This is a genomic window from Streptomyces sp. B8-7 (assembly GCF_058833805.1).
In genome coordinates, this window is the sequence record NZ_JBYRRL010000005.1 from 135053 (window position 1) to 152049 (window position 16997).

14 protein-coding genes are annotated in these 16997 nt (G+C 74.2%); 9 read left to right on the forward strand and 5 right to left on the reverse strand.

The window, feature by feature from the left end; translation table 11 throughout:
* Positions 1-92: 92 nt before the first annotated feature.
* Positions 93-1520 carry a DUF445 domain-containing protein gene (locus AC5K6T_RS24870; protein ID WP_493212386.1) on the forward strand — a complete coding sequence of 476 codons (1428 nt, stop codon included), beginning with the start codon at positions 93-95 and terminating at the stop codon, positions 1518-1520.
* A gap of 196 nt (positions 1521-1716) precedes the next feature.
* Here AC5K6T_RS24870 and AC5K6T_RS24875 read toward each other — a convergent pair whose 3' ends face one another.
* Positions 1717-2166 carry a hypothetical protein gene (locus tag AC5K6T_RS24875; protein WP_493212387.1) on the reverse strand — a complete coding sequence of 150 codons (450 nt, stop codon included), beginning with the start codon at positions 2164-2166 and terminating at the stop codon, positions 1717-1719.
* A 292-nt stretch (positions 2167-2458) separates the two neighbouring features.
* Between AC5K6T_RS24875 and AC5K6T_RS24880 the strand changes: the two genes are divergently transcribed.
* Positions 2459-3391 (forward strand): GlxA family transcriptional regulator, encoded by a 933-nt coding sequence (locus AC5K6T_RS24880; RefSeq protein WP_493212389.1) that lies wholly within the window; start codon positions 2459-2461, stop codon positions 3389-3391.
* On the opposite strand, the gene AC5K6T_RS24885 is transcribed toward AC5K6T_RS24880, so the two are convergent.
* Together AC5K6T_RS24885 and AC5K6T_RS24890 are read right to left on the reverse strand one after the other, a co-directional pair.
* Positions 3324-6464, reverse strand: a complete 3141-nt coding sequence (locus tag AC5K6T_RS24885; protein ID WP_493212391.1) for a DEAD/DEAH box helicase — start codon at positions 6462-6464, stop codon at positions 3324-3326. The two genes, AC5K6T_RS24880 and AC5K6T_RS24885, sit on opposite strands and share 68 nt — an antisense overlap.
* A gap of 110 nt (positions 6465-6574) precedes the next feature.
* On the reverse strand, positions 6575-7591 hold the full coding sequence (locus AC5K6T_RS24890; RefSeq protein ID WP_493212393.1) for an SEC-C metal-binding domain-containing protein: 1017 nt from the start codon (positions 7589-7591) through the stop codon (positions 6575-6577).
* Positions 7592-7727: 136 nt separating this feature from the next.
* On the opposite strand from AC5K6T_RS24890, the gene AC5K6T_RS24895 reads away from it, so the two are divergent.
* The 4 genes from AC5K6T_RS24895 (at position 7728) to AC5K6T_RS24910 (ending at position 10850) form a co-directional block, all read left to right on the forward strand.
* Entirely contained in the window at positions 7728-8621 is an 894-nt protein-coding gene (locus tag AC5K6T_RS24895) for a class E sortase (RefSeq protein WP_493212395.1), read from the forward strand.
* A 51-nt stretch (positions 8622-8672) separates the two neighbouring features.
* Positions 8673-8981: a DUF6412 domain-containing protein gene (locus AC5K6T_RS24900; RefSeq protein WP_493212397.1), complete on the forward strand. Its 309-nt coding sequence runs from the start codon at positions 8673-8675 to the stop codon at positions 8979-8981.
* Between the two features lie 165 nt (positions 8982-9146).
* Positions 9147-9842, forward strand: a complete 696-nt coding sequence (gene yidC / locus AC5K6T_RS24905) for a membrane protein insertase YidC (protein WP_493212399.1) — start codon at positions 9147-9149, stop codon at positions 9840-9842.
* Between the two features lie 150 nt (positions 9843-9992).
* Positions 9993-10850 carry a fumarylacetoacetate hydrolase family protein gene (locus AC5K6T_RS24910; RefSeq protein WP_493212400.1) on the forward strand — a complete coding sequence of 286 codons (858 nt, stop codon included), beginning with the start codon at positions 9993-9995 and terminating at the stop codon, positions 10848-10850.
* 138 nt (positions 10851-10988) lie between these two features.
* Here AC5K6T_RS24910 and AC5K6T_RS24915 read toward each other — a convergent pair whose 3' ends face one another.
* Positions 10989-11519: a heme-degrading domain-containing protein gene (locus AC5K6T_RS24915; RefSeq protein WP_493212402.1), complete on the reverse strand. Its 531-nt coding sequence runs from the start codon at positions 11517-11519 to the stop codon at positions 10989-10991.
* Positions 11516-12709, reverse strand: a complete 1194-nt coding sequence (locus AC5K6T_RS24920) for a Gfo/Idh/MocA family oxidoreductase (protein ID WP_493212404.1) — start codon at positions 12707-12709, stop codon at positions 11516-11518. The genes AC5K6T_RS24915 and AC5K6T_RS24920 overlap by 4 nt, the downstream gene beginning before the upstream one ends.
* An 89-nt stretch (positions 12710-12798) precedes the next feature.
* On the opposite strand from AC5K6T_RS24920, the gene AC5K6T_RS24925 reads away from it, so the two are divergent.
* The 3 genes from AC5K6T_RS24925 (at position 12799) to AC5K6T_RS24935 (ending at position 16605) form a co-directional block, all read left to right on the forward strand.
* Positions 12799-14208: an ROK family transcriptional regulator gene (locus AC5K6T_RS24925; protein WP_493213453.1), complete on the forward strand. Its 1410-nt coding sequence runs from the start codon at positions 12799-12801 to the stop codon at positions 14206-14208.
* A gap of 649 nt (positions 14209-14857) precedes the next feature.
* A complete protein-coding gene (locus AC5K6T_RS24930; RefSeq protein ID WP_493212406.1) occupies positions 14858-15742 on the forward strand; it encodes a hypothetical protein in 885 nt (294 codons plus the stop codon).
* 107 nt (positions 15743-15849) lie between these two features.
* The gene (locus AC5K6T_RS24935; RefSeq protein ID WP_493212407.1) at positions 15850-16605 is read left to right on the forward strand and encodes a GntR family transcriptional regulator; all 756 of its coding nucleotides are present in this window, start codon (positions 15850-15852) and stop codon (positions 16603-16605) included.
* Positions 16606-16997: the final 392 nt, after the last annotated feature.

A 16997-nucleotide genomic window follows, 5' to 3' on the forward strand; every position in this document is an offset into this window, starting at 1 on the left:
ACCCTGACCAACGCCGGGAACTCCCGTCCCGTTCCGGGAGTCGGTCAGGAAGGGACAATGTCGGTGTCGGGGACTGCGAGCGGGTGGAGTGCATGGACCGTACGAAACCGGATGAGACGGGTGAGCCGGCGGCGGGGGGCGCGGCGGGCGGCGCGATGCCGCCGCGCGGCGGCGCGGCGGGGGGCGCGGGGCCGGCGGCGGTGGGGGGCGCCGGCGGTGCGGCGGGGGCCGCGGGGCGGGGGCCGGCCGCCCGCGCGATGACGGTGTTCAGCGCGGCGGACGAGGAGAAGCGGCGCGGGGTGCGCCGGATGAAGCTCACCGCGGCCGGTCTGCTGCTCTTCGTGGCCGTGGTCTACGTCCTCGCCACCTGGGCCTCCCATGCGGGGGCCGGCCCCTGGACCGGGTACGTGGCCGCGGCGGCCGAGGCCGGCATGGTGGGCGCGCTCGCCGACTGGTTCGCCGTCACCGCGCTCTTCAGGCATCCGCTGGGCCTGCCGATCCCGCACACCGCGATCATCCCCAGCAAGAAGGACCAGCTCGGTGCCTCGCTGGGCGAGTTCGTCGGCGAGAACTTCCTGTCGGAGGACGTCGTACGGCAGCGGCTGAGGTCCGTCGGCATCAGCAGCCGCCTCGGCGCCTGGCTGGCCGAACCGGAACACGCCGACCGGGTCACCGCCGAGCTGGCCACGGCGCTCAGGGGCGCGCTGACCGTGCTGCGGGACTCCGATGTGCAGGCGGTCGTGGGTGAGGCGATCACCCGGCGGGCCGACGCGCAGGAGATCGCGCCGGGCATCGGCAAGATGCTCGACCGGGTGGTCGCCGACGGCGGCCACAAGCGCGTGGTCGACCTGGTGGTGAGCCGCGCCCACGACTGGCTGGTGCTGCACGGGGACTCGGTGATGGACGCCGTGCAGGGCGGCGCGCCCGGCTGGACGCCGCGTTTCGTCGACCGGAGGGTCGGCGAGCGGGTCTACCGGGAGCTGCTGCGGTTCTGCGCCGAGATGCGGGACATGCCCTCCCACCCCGCGCGCGGCGCCCTGGACCGCTTCCTCACCGACTTCGCCTCCGACCTGCAGTCCGACACCGAGACGCGGGCACGGGTGGAGCGGCTCAAGGGCGAGGTGCTGGACCGCGGCGAGGTGCAGGACCTCATCGCGTCGGCCTGGACGGCCGTACGGTCCATGATCGTCTCCGCGGCCGAGGACGAGCGCAGCGAGCTGCGCCTGAGGGTGCGGGCCTCCCTGTTGACGCTGGGCGCCCGCATGGCGACCGAGCCGCGCCTCCAGAACAAGGTGGACAGCTGGGTCGAGGGGGCGGCGGTGCACGTCGTGACGACGTACCGCAAGGAGATCACCTCCCTGATCACGGACACGGTCGCCGGCTGGGACGCCGACCACACCACCCGCAAGATCGAGGCGAACATCGGGCGCGACCTGCAGTTCATCCGTATCAACGGCACGGTGGTGGGCTCTCTGGCGGGCCTGGTGATCTACACGGTGTCGCGGGCGCTGGGGGCGTAGAGCGGTCCGCGGGCGGTCGGGGTGCGGGCGGTCGGGGTGCGGGGGACCGGGGGCGAGGGGGACCGGTGTGCGGGCGGACCGGAGTGCGGAGGGGCGTCGGCGGGCCGGCGTGCGGTCGGGGTGCGGCCGGGGTGCCGGCGGCCGCACCCCGGCCGCGTGCGGCCGGAGCCCGGTGGCGGAAGCCGCACCCGGGCGCTCAGGCCCCGGTGGTGGACCCCGGCCGCACGATCATCAGCACCGTCACGGTGGCCCACAGCAGGTTGAAGATCCCGGTGAACGCGGCGAGGCGTACGGTGGCCCGCTGGTCCCCGGCCCCCTCCGCCAGCGCCTCCTGACGCGGGAGCACGAGCCCGCCGAGCACCAGCGCGGCGAGCACGGTCAGCACGATCGACACGACCAGCCAGGCGTCCCCGAGCACGCCCATCGCGCGGCCCGTGGCGAACCCGAAGACGGGCACGACGACGCCGACGACGGCGTAGACCCGGCAGATGCGGTGCAGCAGCCGTACGGTCCCGGCGGCCCGCGTGTCCCCGGGCGCGGCCAGCGCCCTGCGGGCGGCGGGCGGGAACATGCTGGCGGCGACGGTGACGGGGCCGATCGCGACGATGGCGGCCAGGACGTGGACGGAGAGCAGGAACTTGGTCACGGCCGTGACGCTAGGCGGCGCCGGGGCGGGCCGGAAGCGGCGGGAGTGCCAGGGTCCGACGGGTTCTCGCCAGGGCGCCCACGGGAGCCGCGAGGGCGGCGGCTAGGGCGTGTTTCGAAAGTAGCGTCGTCTGCCCGAAGGGCAGGTCTGGCGGCGTCTGGTGCGTGCGATCGCGAGGCGGAGGGTCGCCCCGATACTGGATGTATCGGGGCGAGCCCGACAACGCGGCGAGCGTGCGTGCCAGACGCTGCCAGGCAGGCGGGACTTTCGAAACACGCCCTAGCCTCGGGCCATGCACCTGGTGGCCGTACTCGCACTCGACGGCGTGATCCCCTTCGACCTCTCCGCCCCGGTCGACACCTTCGGCTGGGCGCGCCTGCCGGACGGCCGGTGCCCCTACGACGTGCGGGTCTGCTCGCCGCGCGGCGGCGAGGAGGTACGGGCGGGCGCGTTCACGGTGCGGGCGCCGCACGGCCTGGACCTCCTGGAGCGGGCCGACACGGTCATCGTGCCGGGTGTCCAGGACCCCGGGGCCGAGCTCCCGCCGGGCGTCGGGGAGGCACTGCGCGCCGCGGCGGCGCGGGGCGCCCGGATCGCGTCGGTGTGCGTGGGCGCGTTCGTCCTGGCGGCGACGGGTCTGCTGGACGGCCGGCGCGCCACGACCCACTGGGCCGCGGCCCCCGACCTGGCGGCCCGCCACCCGCGGGTGACGGTCGACCCGAACGTCCTCTACGTCGACAGCGGCCAGTTCCTCACCTCGGCGGGCGCGGCCGCGGCGCTCGACATGTGCCTGCACATGGTCCGCAGGGACCACGGCTCGGCGGTGGCGGCGTACACGGCCCGGATGTCGGTGATGCCCCTGGAACGCGAGGGCGGCCAGGCCCAGTTCATCGTCCAGGACCTGCCCCCGGCCCCCTCGGGCGCAACCCTGGAGCCCCTCCTGGCCTGGCTCTCCGCCAACTGCGCCCGCGACCTGACCCTCGCCGACATCGCGACCGAGGCGGGCATGAGCACCCGCACCCTTGGCTCCGCGTCCACGGCTGGGACGGCTACGAGGTGCTCGACCGGGCGCAGACGCGGTTCGAGGGAGAGGTGGCGGGGTGATGCCCGGTCGAATCGACCCGTTGAGGACCTTCGGTCGGGCACGGCCCGTGATGTCAGCCGGTCGCGATCGTCGAGTAGGTCCACACGTCCGCCGGAATCTCGTGCTCAAGCTCCCACGTGATGGCCATGGGCTTGCTTCCGGTGTGCCTCTTGTAGCGGCCCGGGCCGAGGAACATCCAGGGTTCGGCCTTGCCGATGCTGTTGTTCTTGTAGCGACGGAGAAAGAGCAGCACATGGCTGCCAAGCCGCTCGTGGTTCTGGTAGCGAAGACCCGTCGGCGAGCTCGCAGGAGTGTCGCGCTGAGACTCCCAGTGGAAGCGAGTCGGGGTCAGCGCGTAGTCCTTGTAGCGAACGTTGGGCGAGAAATCCCGCTCGCTCTTCTCCAAGGTGATGAACAAGGCGTCGGTCTTCAGCTCCTCGATCCACCGCACACCTTGACCGAAGTCTCGGGGCATCTGTCCGCCAAGTCGGGCGACGCCGAGGGCCGCGAGGATCTCCGAGCGGTTGTAGGCGCTGTGAATCCTCAAGGGCAGATGACTCAGGGGGCCGTCCAGGCGGATGGGGTAGTGCTCGATGCGGTCGCGGACGTAGGACAGTACCTGGCGCAATTCGTCTCGTACGAGCCCGTGACCACGCAACGACGCGAGTCCGGCATCGTAGCTGTCGAAGCCGCCTGCCTTGTCCCACAGGTTGAAGAAGAGCATGCGGCCGTACACCTGCTCAGCCGAGGTGAGAGCGTCGTAGTCGGGGGCGTCGTCCGCCAGGAGGCGTAGGTATGCGTCGGCGCGTTCGGGGTCATCGACGTGAAGGAAGGCATGCACTCGCTTGAGGAGGGCCTCCTCGCCGACAGGCGGCGGTGGTGTGACGAACCCGGCCCTCCGCAGCACCCCGGTCCACGAGTTGCTGCTCTTGTACAGCTCCTTGATCTCGCGTCGGCTCTCGCCCAGGTAGGCCTCAAGGGTGGGAGTGCGGTAGTCCCGAACCTCCTTGGCCAGTGTGTTGACGTTGGCCTTGAGCTGCGTACGGATGTTGTCGAGGACGAGATCCTTGGACTTGCCTTCCAGGATGACCTGGCATCCTGAAGGCAACTGCGGGAAGTCGCGTTCGATGCTCTCGACCAGCCGATTCCGAGAAAGGTTGGTCAGGGCGCGGAACTGTTCCTCGAATCGGAACTCCGCCCGGTGCTGGCCGATGAAGTCGAGCACGGTCAATACCGGCTTGTCGGGCGTGCGACGCAGACCGCGACCCAATTGCTGAAGGAAGACGGTTGCGCTGTTCGTGGGGCGCAGCAGCAGAAGCGTGTCGACGTCCGGGATGTCGAGCCCCTCGTTGAAGAGGTCGACGGAGAAGATCACCTGGATACGCCCGGCCTTGAGGTCGTCCAGAGTGCGCTGTCGGTCGGCGGAACTTGACATGCTGTCCAAGGCGGCGGCCTGGAACCCAGCCTCGCGGAAGCGGTCGGCCATGAAGCGGGCGTGCGCTCGCGTCACGCAGAAGCCCAGCGCTCGCATCCTGGCGGGGTTGGAAACCTTGTCCTTGACCTGCTTGATGACGATGAGCGCTCGGGCATGACTGGCCGTGTAGACGTTGTGCAGCTCGTCACGGTCGTAGGAACCGGCTCGCCAACTGACCTGTGAAAGGTCTGTATTGTCCGGGATTCCAAAGTAGTGGAACGGGCAGAGAAGGTCATTTTCGAGAGCTTCCCAGAGTCGCATCTCGGCGGCGATCCGACCGTCGAAGAACTCGTCCTGCACATTGAGCCCGTCCATCCGCTCCGGGGTTGCGGTAAGGCCGAGCAGTTCGACTGGCTTGAAGTGACGGAGGATACGCCGATACGTGTTCGCCGTCGCGTGATGGAACTCGTCGATGACGATAACGTCGAATCGGTGAGGATCGAACTGTTCCAGGCGGCTCAGGTTGAGGGATTGGACGCTGGCGAAGACATGAGTCCAATCTTTCGGCTCCTCGCCGTTGTAGAAGAGCTCTCCGAAGGAGCCGTCGGCGAGTACTTCGCGGTAGGTGCGTAGAGACTGTTTGAGGATCTCCTTTCGATGGGCCACGAAGAGCAACCGAGGAAGGTCTCCGTCGCGCTTCATGCTGAGCGCGCGGTAGTCCAGGGCTGCCATCACGGTCTTGCCGGTACCCGTGGCCGCGACGAGGAGGTTCTTGTGCTGCTCATGGATCTCGCGCTCGACGCGGAGACGCTCCAGCATGTCGCTCTGGTGCGGAAAGGGGCGTACTTCAAGGCCGGATAGGTTGATCTTCAGCTCGTCGGTCGCCCCCCTGCCTCCGGCCAGGGCCAAGGCCTCATCGAGGCGCGCCGCGTCCTGGTCCGGATCGTAGAGCTCGAAGGCCCGGTCCTCCCAGTAGGCGTCGAAGGTCGCCTCGAACTTTTCGAGCACTCTGGGAGTGGCGACGGACGACAGTCTTACGTTCCACTCCAGGCCGTCGAGTAGGGCCGCCCTCGACAGGTTGGAGCTGCCGACATACGCGGTGTTGAAACCGGTATTCCGGCGGAACAGCCAAGCCTTCGCATGCAGTCGGGTCGAACGGATCTCGTAGTTGACCTTCACCTTGGCGCCGAACTCGCGCACCAGGCGGTCTACCGCCCTGCGGTCGGTGGCTCCCATGTACGTGGTGGTGATGACGCGAATCTCGACACCCCGCGCCTTTGCGGCGCGCAGGGCATCCTCCAGCACTCTTATGCCATGCCACTTCACGAACGCGCAGAGCAGGTCGACGTGGTTGGCGGTGGCGATCTCGGCACGCAGTTCGGCGCCGAGGTTGGGATCGTCCGGCGCATTGGTGATCAGCGAGGTGTCTGACAGGGGCGTGAGCGGGCGGATCGCGTAGACGCCAGGTGCTTCCGGCTCTGCCAGGCCGAGTAGTTGTCGCGGGCCGTCGGCGATGGTGCTTACTGCGGCATCCGGATCGGGCGCGCCGGCCTCCAGCGACCTGATGATCTCGTTGGCGGCGGAGACTTGATCCTTGCGCGACAGTTGACTCAACCGCCGCGCGACCGCATCACCGATGAACCGTGCCAGGACGTGTGGCGCGGACTCGTCGCCGACCTCTGCGTCGATGGCCTTCCACCCGGAGGCTTCGAGACCCCTTATCCGGGCGTGAAGATCGTCAGTGATCAACTCTTCGTAAACACCCGCGACCGGCTCGGCCTGACGCCCCGAATCCACCACGACCGCTCCTTCGATGCCTCACGGTTCGCGTGCACGACGGTTCATGCCGCGATGGAGCAGTAGTAACAGTCGACGCTGACAACCGACCGGTTTTCGGACGGAGTCGATCGCTAAGCGTTCGAGCCGTGACAGTCTCCGTAGGCCGCCCCCGACCCGCACCAGCACTGTTCCCCCCGCTGGGGCGGCCAGGCCGTCGCGCGGCCGCGGGCTGCCAGGGTGGTGGCGTACTGGGGGAGCAGGGCGGGGTCCGCGGGGGAGGCGCCCTCGGAGGCGGCGAAGGCCTCGTAGGAGGGGACCGTGCCCGGCACGATGCCGAGGTTGGGCGTGCCGGACGCGGACAGCTCCCGCAGGGCGGACTCTATGGCCGCCAGGTGCTCCTCGTGCGAGGGGTACTCCTCGGACAGCGACGGGTAGGCCTCCAGCAGCTCGGACAGTTCACCGGCCGGCCAGTGCAGCATCGCCACCGGGAACGGGCGGGACAGGGCCTCCCGGTAGGTGCCCAGTTCCGCGCGCAGCCGGGCGATCTCCGCCGCCAGCTCCGCCGGGTTGTCCGAGCCCAGCGACCACACCCGCTTCGGGTCGTGCAGTTCGTCCAGCGGCACCGGGGAGGAGTGCAGGCCGTCCGCCAGGGTGTCCCACGCGTCGTGCGTCGAGCCCAGCATCCTGCGCACCCGGTGGCGGCCGAACAGCACCGGGTGTGTCGGCCGGGGCGGGTTCTCCGCGTCCCCGACCAGCAGGCCCGCCGCCTGGGTGTAGGTCTCCTGCGCCGCCTCCAGCTCGTCGTGCGACTCCAGGGCCTCGGCCGCGATGATCCACGGCGCCGGGTCGCGGGGGGCGGACGTGCGGAGGCCGTCGATGATCGCTCTGGCCTCGGCCTCGTGGCCGTACTCCCAGAGGTTGGACGCCTTGAGCGCGCGGATCAGGGCAGGGTTGTCCAGGGCCGCGGCGGAGGCCAGCAGGCGGTCGTAGAGCGCGGTCGCCGCGGGCCGGTCACCGGCCAGTTCCCGGTGGGCCGCGGCGCGCAGCAGCAGGGCCTCGGCGTCCTCGGGATACAGGTCGGCGGTCCGCTCCAGGCGTGCCGCTTCGGCGGAGTGGTCGACGTTCTCGGCAGGCGTGTCGGGGCGCATGGTCCACACCGTAGCGCCGGGCGCCGGCAAAGGAGACCCTCCCCGCCTTCCCCGCCGCCGTATCTCCGGGCGCACGGGCCTGGTGACCTACGCCAGGGCGCCCTACCCTCGCCGGGGCCCACCCGGGAGGCGCCCCATGCGTGTGTCCGCCGTCCAGCACCGCTCCCTCCGCCCGCGCGAGCGGCGCCGACGCGTCCTGCGGGGCAGCGGTGAACTCCTGGTCACCGTCGGTGCCGTTCTCCTCCTCCTCGTCGTCCACCAGCTGTGGTGGACCAACCGGCAGGCCGGAGCAGGCGCCCAGCGCCAGGTGCAGGCCCTGGAGCGGAAGTGGGCGCAGGAGGCGGCTCCCCCGGCTCCGTCCCCGCCCCCGTACCCGTCCCTCCAGCCGCCTCCCGCGTCGGCCTCGTCGGCCTCGTCGGCTTCGTCGGCCTCGTCGGCTTCGTCGGGACCCTCTCCGTCTGCCGTGCCGCCTGCTTCAGGGGTGCCGCCCGTGCCCGCGCCCCAGGTGTCCGACGCGCCCGAGGCCTCCGACGCGTCCGGTGCCGGTGCCGGTGCCGGTGCGGCCGGCCGGCCGGAGCGGGCGGAGCCCTACGCCGTCCTGTCCGTTCCCCGTCTCCGCCTGCGCGTCCCCGTCGCCGAGGGTGTCGGCCGGGCCGACGTGCTCGACCTCGGGTACGCGGGGCACTACCCCGGTACGCAACAGCCCGGTCAGGGAGGGAACTTCGCGGTGGCCGGGCACCGCAACACGCACGGCGAACCCTTCCGGCACCTCGACCGGCTGGGCCGGGGGGACGCGGTGTACGTGGAGACCGCCCGGGCCGTCTTCACGTACACCGTCGACCGCGTCCTGCCGCGCACCTCCCCGCGCGACCGGGGTGTGCTGCGGCCCGTGCCCGCCAGCCTCGTGCATCCCGGTCAGGGCTACCGCCGGCCCGGCAGCTATCTCACCCTCACCACCTGCACACCCGCCTACTCGTCGGCGTACCGGCTCGTCGTGTGGGGTCAACTCACCGCCGCCCGGCCGCGTTGACGTACGGTGGGGATCTCCGGGAACGGAGCCGAGGAGGGGGAGGAGCAGCCGATGGGCCGACGGTCGTTCGGTGTGCTGCTGTTGCTGCTGCCCGGCGTCGTCCTGCTGGACTCCGGCTCCGGCTCCGGCGGTCTGTTCGCCACCGTCGCGCTCGCCGCCACCGCCGCCGCGGGAGCCGCGCTCGCCGTCTGCGCCGTCATCGCCGCACGGTGCACGCCGTCCGTGCCGCGCACCCGCGTCCGTACGGCGATCCGGGACCGCGACCTGCGTACGGCGTTCCTGCCGCAGCGCGATCCCGACGCCCGGGGCCGCCGCAGGCCGCGCGCACCCGGCCGCGCCCTCCCGGCGATCCCCGCGTAGACCTCCCGGCGGCGCAGGCTCTCGTCCGGCGATGAAGGCTGTCGTCCGGCGTGGCGCGGCGTCGTCCGGCGTAGCACGCCGTCCTCGGTGTTTCCCGGTCCCGCGCGGGGTCGTCATGCCGTCATCTCCGCATCCGGCACGACGAGACCCCCGGAGGGCTCACCCATGTCCGTCTTCGCTCACCTGGTCGAGCAGTTCGCCGATCTGCTCCGGCCTCTGTTCCACGGCGCCTCGGCCGCGGCCGCCGTCGTCCTCTTCACGGCCCTCGTACGACTCCTCGTCCACCCCCTGTCCCGGGCCGCGGCGCGCGGGGCGCGGCAGCGGGCCGCACTGCGGCCGCAGATCGCCGCCCTGCGCAGGAAGTACCCCGCCGACCCCGAGCGGCTCCAGCGGGCCGTGCTGGAGCTGCACACCCGGGAGAGGGTCTCCCCGCTGTCGGGCTGCCTGCCCGGCCTCCTCCAGGCGCCCGCGTTCCTGCTGCTGTACCACCTGTTCTCCAGCCCGGTCCTCGACGGCGAGCCCAACGCGCTGCTCCGGCACCGGCTGCTGGGCGCACCCCTGGGCGGCCGGTGGGCGGACGCCCTGGACGCGGGCGGCGTCCTCGGCGGCGCCGGGGCGGTGTACCTGGGGCTGTTCGCCGTGGCGGCGGCCGTCGCCGTACTCGGCTTCCGGCGGGCCCGGACCTCGCTCGCCGGGGGCCTGCCGGCGGACACCCCGGGCGCCGGAGCGGTGGCCCGGGTGATGCCGTTCCTGTCCTTCTTCCCGCTCGTCACCGTGGCCGTCGTCCCTCTCGCCGCCGGGCTCTACGTCGTGACCGGCGCGGCCTGGAGCGCCGCCGAGCGCGCCCTGCTGTACCCGTAGGGCGTGCCGTACCGGCAGGGGCCTTCCGCCGAGGCCGGTCCAGTACGTGAACCGGGTCTTGCGGACCGGACGACCGCCTTGGAGGATCAGCCAAGTCCTGAGATGCCGCACACATCGGCGGGGCGTACGCGATCGAGGGAGTTGATCAGCATGAAGCTGCTGCGTGTCGGCACGGCCGGAGCGGAGCGCCCCGCGCTGCTGGACGCCACGGGAACCCTGCGGGACCTGTCCGGCCTGGTCCCGGACATCGACGGCCCGCTGCTCGCCGACGGCGCCGCGCTGAGCCGGATCCGGGCCGCGGCGGCCGCCGGAGGGCTTCCCGCGCTGGACCCGGCCGGGCTGCGGGTCGGGCCCCCGCTCGGACGGATCGGCAAGATCGTGTGCATCGGGCTGAACTACCACGACCACGCCCGCGAGACCGGTGCGGAGCCGCCCGCCGAGCCGGTCGTCTTCCTCAAGGCGCCGGACACGGTGGTCGGCCCGTACGACACCGTGCTCGTGCCGCGCGGGTCCGCCAAGACCGACTGGGAGGTCGAACTCGCCGTCGTCATCGGCCGTACGGCCCGCTGCCTGGACTCGGCCGAGGAGGGCCTCGCGCACGTCGCGGGCTACACCGTCGCGCACGACGTCTCCGAGCGGGAGTTCCAGATCGAGCGGGGCGGCACCTGGGACAAGGGCAAGAACTGCGAGACGTTCAACCCGCTGGGCCCCTGGCTGGTGACCGCCGACGAGGTCGCCGACCCGCAGGGGCTGCGGCTCAGGCTGTGGGTCAACGGCGTGCTCCGGCAGGACGGCACGACCGCGCAGCAGATCTTCCCCGTGGGCGAGGTGGTGCGCTACGTCAGCCGGTTCATGACGCTGTACCCCGGCGACGTCGTCAACACCGGCACGCCCGCGGGCGTCGCCCTGGGGCAGCCCGAGCCCAAGCCGTACCTGCGGGCCGGCGACGTGGTGGAGCTGGAGATCGACGGGCTCGGGCGGCAGCGGCAGGAACTCAAGGACGCGTGAGGGGCGCGGGCGCCCGGCGCGCCCGGGCGGGGACGGCGCCCGACGGGGCGGGCGCGGGGCGGGGGTGCGAGGCCGCGCGCGCCCCCGCTCCGCCGGGGCGGCGCACCCCGCGGGCGCGCCGTCGCCGGGACCCGCCCGTCAGCTCCCGAGGAACTCCTCCAGCGCCTCCACCACGAAGCGGTGGTCCTGGAGCTGCGGCAGCCCGGAGACCGTCACCGCGCCGACCACGCCCACGCCCTCGACCCTGATCGGGAAGGAGCCGCCGTGGGCCGCGTACACATCCGGGTCGAGGCGCGAGGAGTCCTCGAACGTCGTGCCCTTGGCCCGGAACCGGGCTCCGACCAGGTACGAGGAGGCGTGGTAGCGCTCCACGACGCGGCGCTTGCGGGCGGTCCACGCGTCGTTGTCGGGCGTGGCGCCCTCCGCGGCGGCGTGGAAGAGCTGCTGGCCGCCGCGGTGGATGTCGATCGCGACCGGCGCCCGGCGCTCCCGGGCCAGTTCCCTCAGCAGCGAGCCGAGCCGCCAGGCGTCGTCCGCCGTGAACTCCCTGAAGACCAGACGCCGCTCCTGCGCCTCCAGCTCCTCCACCCCGGGCGTCAGCTCGGGCGCGGTCCTGGGGGGCACGGCCTGCCTGTTCGGGGTGTTCGGGGTGTTCGGGTCGTGCGTCACAGCGCCACCGCCACTGCGTCCCGGGCCGAACGGCGGGCCGCCTCCAGTACGTCGAGAGCGGCGGCCGCCTCCAGCGCGGTCACCGGGTTCGGCGCTCCGTGGCGCAGGGCGGCGGCGACGGCGGCGTAGTACGCCGGATAGTCGCCCGGGAGGGTCGGCACGGCACGCTCCTCGCCGGGGCGGGCCGCCTCCGGGCCGAAGGAGGTGCCGCCCGCGCCCAGCCTGCCCCACAGCGCCTCGGGCTCCCGGCCCCACCGGCCGCCGCCGTCCCCCGGCCGGGCGCCCTCGCGCAGGGCCGCCTCCTGCGGGTCCAGCCCGTACTTGACGTAGCCCGCGCGTGAGCCGAGGACCCGGAAGCGGGGGCCGAGCTGGGCGGCCGTCGCGGAGACGTACAGGTGGGAGCGGACGCCGCCGGCGTGGGTCAGCGCGATGAAGGTGTCGTCGTCCGCCTGCGCGCCCGGGCGCCGCACGTCGGACTCCGCGTACACCGACACGGCCGGGCCGAACAGCACCAGCGCCTGGTCGACGACGTGGCTGCCGAGGTCGTAGAGCAGCCCGCCGATCTCCGCCGGGTCGCCGGACTCCCGCCAGCCGCCCTTCGGCTGCGGGCGCCAGCGCTCGTAGCGGGACTCGAAGCGCCACACGTCGCCCAGCTCGCCCCGCTCGACGAGCCCGCGCAGGGTGAGGAAGTCGTTGTCCCAGCGGCGGTTCTGGAAGACCGACAGCAGACGGCCCTGCTTCTCGGCCAGCGCCGCCAGCTCCCGGGCCTCGGCGGCGGTGCCCGCGAGCGGCTTGTCCACGACCACCGCCAGGCCCGCCCGCAGCCCGGCGGCGGCCAGCGGGACATGGGTCCGGTTGGGGGAGGCGACGACGAGCAGGTCCAGTTCGCCGGCCCGGTCCAGCAGTTCCTCGGCGGTTCCGGCGATCCGCACGCCCGGCACGTCGGCGCGGGCCTGCGCCTGCCGCCCCGGGTTCGCGGTGACGACCGTGTCGAGGGCCATGCCCTCGGTGGCGGTGATCAGGGGCGCGTGGAACACGGAGCCGGCCAGGCCGTATCCGACGAGGCCGACGCGCAGGGCGCCGCCCTCGTCCGAGGCGGCGCCCGAAGGAGTGGCTGAGGGGCTGCCGGAGGGGAGGCCGGAGGGGCCGCCGGGGCGAGGGGCGCCGGGACCCGTAGCAGTGCCAGTCATGGGGGCCACTTTCGCAACAGTGTTGCCAAAGTGCAAGCGCGGGGCAGAATGGGCGGGTGGACACGGCGACGGCGGACGAGGCGGACCGGGTGAGAGGCGACGGCGTGGCGGGTACCGCCGGGCCCGTGCGGGCGGCGGGCGCGAACCTGCCCGCCCTGCGCAGCCACAACACGGCGCTCGTCCTCGGGCTGCTGCGGGCGGCGGGACCGGACGGGATCAGCAGACTGGAGCTCGCCGAGCGGACGGGGCTGACCCCGCAGGCCGTCAGCAAGATCACCGCTCGGCTGCGGGCCGGCGGACTGGCCGCGGAGGCGGGGCGGCGGGCCTCGACGGGAGGCAAGCCGCGCACCGTGCTGCGCCTCGTCCCCGGCGCGGGGCACGCCGTCGGGGTCCACCTCGACCGCGACGAACTGCGCGCCGTGCTCGTCGACCTCGCGGGTGAGGTGCGGGCGGAGCAGCTGATGCCGCTGGACCTCGGGGCGGGTGCGGAGGCCGTCCTGGGCGCGGTGGGCCGTGCCGTGGAGCGGCTGGCCGGGGAGGCGGGGCCGGCCTCCCGGGGGGCCGGCGCGGGGGAGCCCGGTGCGGGTGTGGCCGGGTCCGGCGCCGTCGGGGCGGGTTCCGGTCCGGGCGCGGCGGGTCCCGGCCCGGAGCGGGAGCGCCCCCGCTCCGGGACGGCCGCGCTCCTCGGGGTCGGCGTGGCCCTCCCCGGGCCGCTCGACCACACGCGGGGGGTGCTGCGCCGGGTCACCGGGTTCCCCGGGTGGGACGGCTTCCCGCTGCGGGACGCGCTGGCGGAACGGCTCCGGGTGCCGGTCGTCGTCGACAAGGACACCAACGCCGCCGCCCTCGGCCTCGCGGCGGACGGCCTCGCCCTCGGCCTTGCGGCGGACGGCCCCCTCGGCCTCGCCGCGGACGGGCCCGCCCGGGCCGCGCCGGGCGCCGGTGCGGGCTCCGGCCGGGGCACCCGCCCGGCGACCGCCCCGGGCGCCGCCCCGCCCGGGGCTCCGTCCACCGCCCCGGGCGCCTCCTTCGTCTACCTCCACCTCGGCACCGGCCTCGGGGCCGGTCTGGTGCTCGGCGGCGTCGTGCACCGGGGCGCCCGAACCGGGGCGGGGGAGTTCGGGCATCAGGTGGTCGCGCTGGACGGGCCTGCCTGCCCGTGCGGCAACCGGGGCTGTGTGGAGGCCCTGTGCCTGGCCGCGGTGGCCCGCGGTGACACCGCCGAGGCCGCCCGGGTGCTCGGCGTCGGCGCCGCCAACGTCGCCGGACTGCTCGACATCGACCTCGTCCTGCTCGGGGGCCGCACCGTCGCCGCCGCACCCGACGCCTTCGTCCACGGCGTCGGCGCCGTCCTGGACGCCCATGCCCGCCGCGCGGGCGGGCCCTGCCCCTCCGTGCCGGTCCGCATCGCCCCCGGCGGCCCACGCGGTGTCGCGGAGGGCGCGGCCCACCTCCTGCTGGCCCCGCTGTTCGGGCAGGAGGACCGCCTGACCACCTGACCGCCTGACCACCGGACCGCCGGACCGTCGGGGGAGCGGGCCGCCCGCCGCCGGCAGCCCCGCGCGTCGCGTGTTGCCCCGCCTGTCGTGTGCTGCCCTGCCCGTCGTGTGCTGGCCCGCCCGCAGCCGGCAGCCCTGCCCGTCGCCCGCCGCCCCGCGCGTCGCGTGTTGCCCCGCCTGTCGGGTGCTGCCCTGCCCGTCGCGTGTTGCCCCGCCCGCAGCCCGCAGCCCTGCCCGTCGGGTGCTGCCCTGCCCGCAGCCGGCAGCCCTGCCCGTCGCCCGCCGCCCCGGACGTCGCGTGTTGCCCCGCCTGTCGGGTGCTGCCCTGCCCGTCGCGTGTTGCCCCGCCCGCAGCCCGCAGCCCTGCCCGTCGCGTGTTGCCCCGCCCGCAGCCCGCAGCCCTGCCCGTCGCGTGTTGCCCCGCCCGCAGCCCGCAGCCCTGCCCGTCGCGTGCCGCCCTCCGCCCGCCGGACGGCTCACCGTCTGCCGGCCGTCGTCGGCCGCGACCGCCCGTGGACGGCGGCGGGCGACGAGCGGCGGGGGACGCCCGGCGGGCGGAGGGCGCGGCCCTGCGCCGATCGAGCGGACCTGGCGTCCCGCTCGGTGCGGCAACCGTCGCTCCGGCCCTGTCCGTGATGCTCATGTGTTCATGCGACTGTGTACTTCCGCCTCCCTCTGCCTCGCCGCAGCCGCCGCCCTCCTCGCCCCCGCGGCCCCCGCGGCCCTCGCGGCCCTCGCGGCCCCCGCGGCCCCCGCGCAGGCGGAGGACGGCACCCGGACCGCCCCGTACGCCGCCGCCCCCGCCTGTGCCGCGCACGGCGGACCCGCCTTCCCCCTCACCGCCCGTATCGAGGACGGCCCCGGCACCTACCGGCCCGGCGGGGGGTACGGCGTCTGGTACGTCGCCCTGACCAACACCACCGACCGGGTCTGCGCGGGCGTGCACCCGGTCGTCGTGCTGGCCGACCGGGACCGCGTGCTGCGCCCCGGCCAGGCACGGCTGGACTTCTACGCGGACGGGCGCCCGCACCCGGTGCACTTAGAGAGCACCGACGAGGACGAGCTGGTCGGCGCGTTCGCCGACGACGCCGCGGGCTTCCCCGGATTCAGCGTCGGCCCGGGGCGGACGGTCCGGGTGAGGGTGCGCCTGGCGCTGTCCGCGGACACCGCCCCCAACGAGGTGACCGTCACCGCGGCCGTCGTCCAGCGCCGGGACGACGACGGTGAGTGGGTCGGCCGTTCGAACGACTACCGCTTCACCGTCCGGCCCGGCCCGGACCGCCCCGACGGCGCCCACCAGGACTCCGGGGTTCCGGCCACCCCGCCCGCCCCGGACGCCTCCGGCGGGACCGACGCCTCCGCCGAGCCGGACACCTCCGGTACGGCCTCCGCCCCACCGCGCACGGAACGCTTCCCGTCCCCGGCCGAACTCGCGGGCACCGGCCCGTCCGTGCTCCCCGCCGTGCTCGCCGCGGGCGGCGCCCTGCTGCTGGCCGGCGGCGCCGTACTCGCCAGGAACCGCGGCCGCCGCTGACGGTGGACCGCCGGCCTGCCCCCTCCGGAGCCAAGGGCCCGTGCGTCGTGGGCGGACGAGGCCGCGGTGCCCTCCGGCGCCCCCGTCGCATCTGCGACGATCCCCCCGTGGACTACCCGAACGACCAGGATCCCGGCGCGCCCGTCCGCCGCGGCATCCCCGAGCACGGCCGTATCCCCAAGTACTACGCGGTGAAGGCGCAGATCGACACCCTCGTGCGGGACTTGGGGGAGGGGGACGCCCTGCCCACCGAGCGCGACCTCTCCGAGCGGTACGAGGCGGCCCGCGAGACCGTGCGGCAGGCGATCCGCGAACTGGTGCTGGAGGGCAGGCTGCGCCGCCAGGGGCGTGGCACCGTCGTCGCCGGGCCCAAGCTGGAGCAGCCGCTGTCCCTCGCCAGCTACACCGAGGGTGTCCGGCGCCAGGGCCGCACCCCGGGCCGGACCCTGGTCACCCTCGACCGGTTCCCGTGCCCGCAGGCGCTGGCCGACGAGGCCGGGCTGGTGCGCGGGGAGCCCGTCTGGCACATGGAGCGCGTGCTGCTCGCGGACGACGAACGGGTCGGCCTGGAGAGCACGTACGTCGCGGTCGCCCGGGTGCCGAGGCTCGGCGACGACTTCCACCCGGACTCGTCCTTCTACGCCTATCTCCACGCACAGGGCATCGGGTTCGGTGACGCCGACGAGCGCATCGAGACGGTTCTGGCCACCCCCCGCGAGGCCCTGCTCGTCGGGACCCCGCCGGCGCTGCCGATGCTGCTGATCCACCGGGTGTCCCGGGACACCGAGGGGCGTCCGCTGGAGCGGGTGCGCACGCTCTACCGCGGTGACCGGTTCTCGTTCACCGCCCACCTGGGCGGCTGACCCGGGGTCAGCCGCCCGCCCGTCGGGGCCGCCGGGCCGGGGTCACCGCCCGCCTGTCGGGGCCGCCGGGCCGGGGTCACCGCCCGCCTGTCGGGGCCGCCGGGCCGGGGTCACCGCCCGCCCGTCGGGGCCGCCGGGCCGGGGTCACCGCCCGCCCGTCGGGGCCGCCGGGCCGGGGCCGCCGCCCGCCCGTCAGCGCGGCTGGGCCGGGGCCGCCGCCCGCCGGCCTGCGCCGCCGGGCCGGGGCAGCCTCCCGTCCGGCCCGGCGGTCGTGATCCGCCCGGTCCGGGGCGAAGCCCCTCTTTCCCGGTCGGCCGAAAAGCGCTTCCTCGCGCACTCTCCGTGTATCACAACGCACTCTTCGCGCATCACAAAAAGGTAACGGGTCTAGC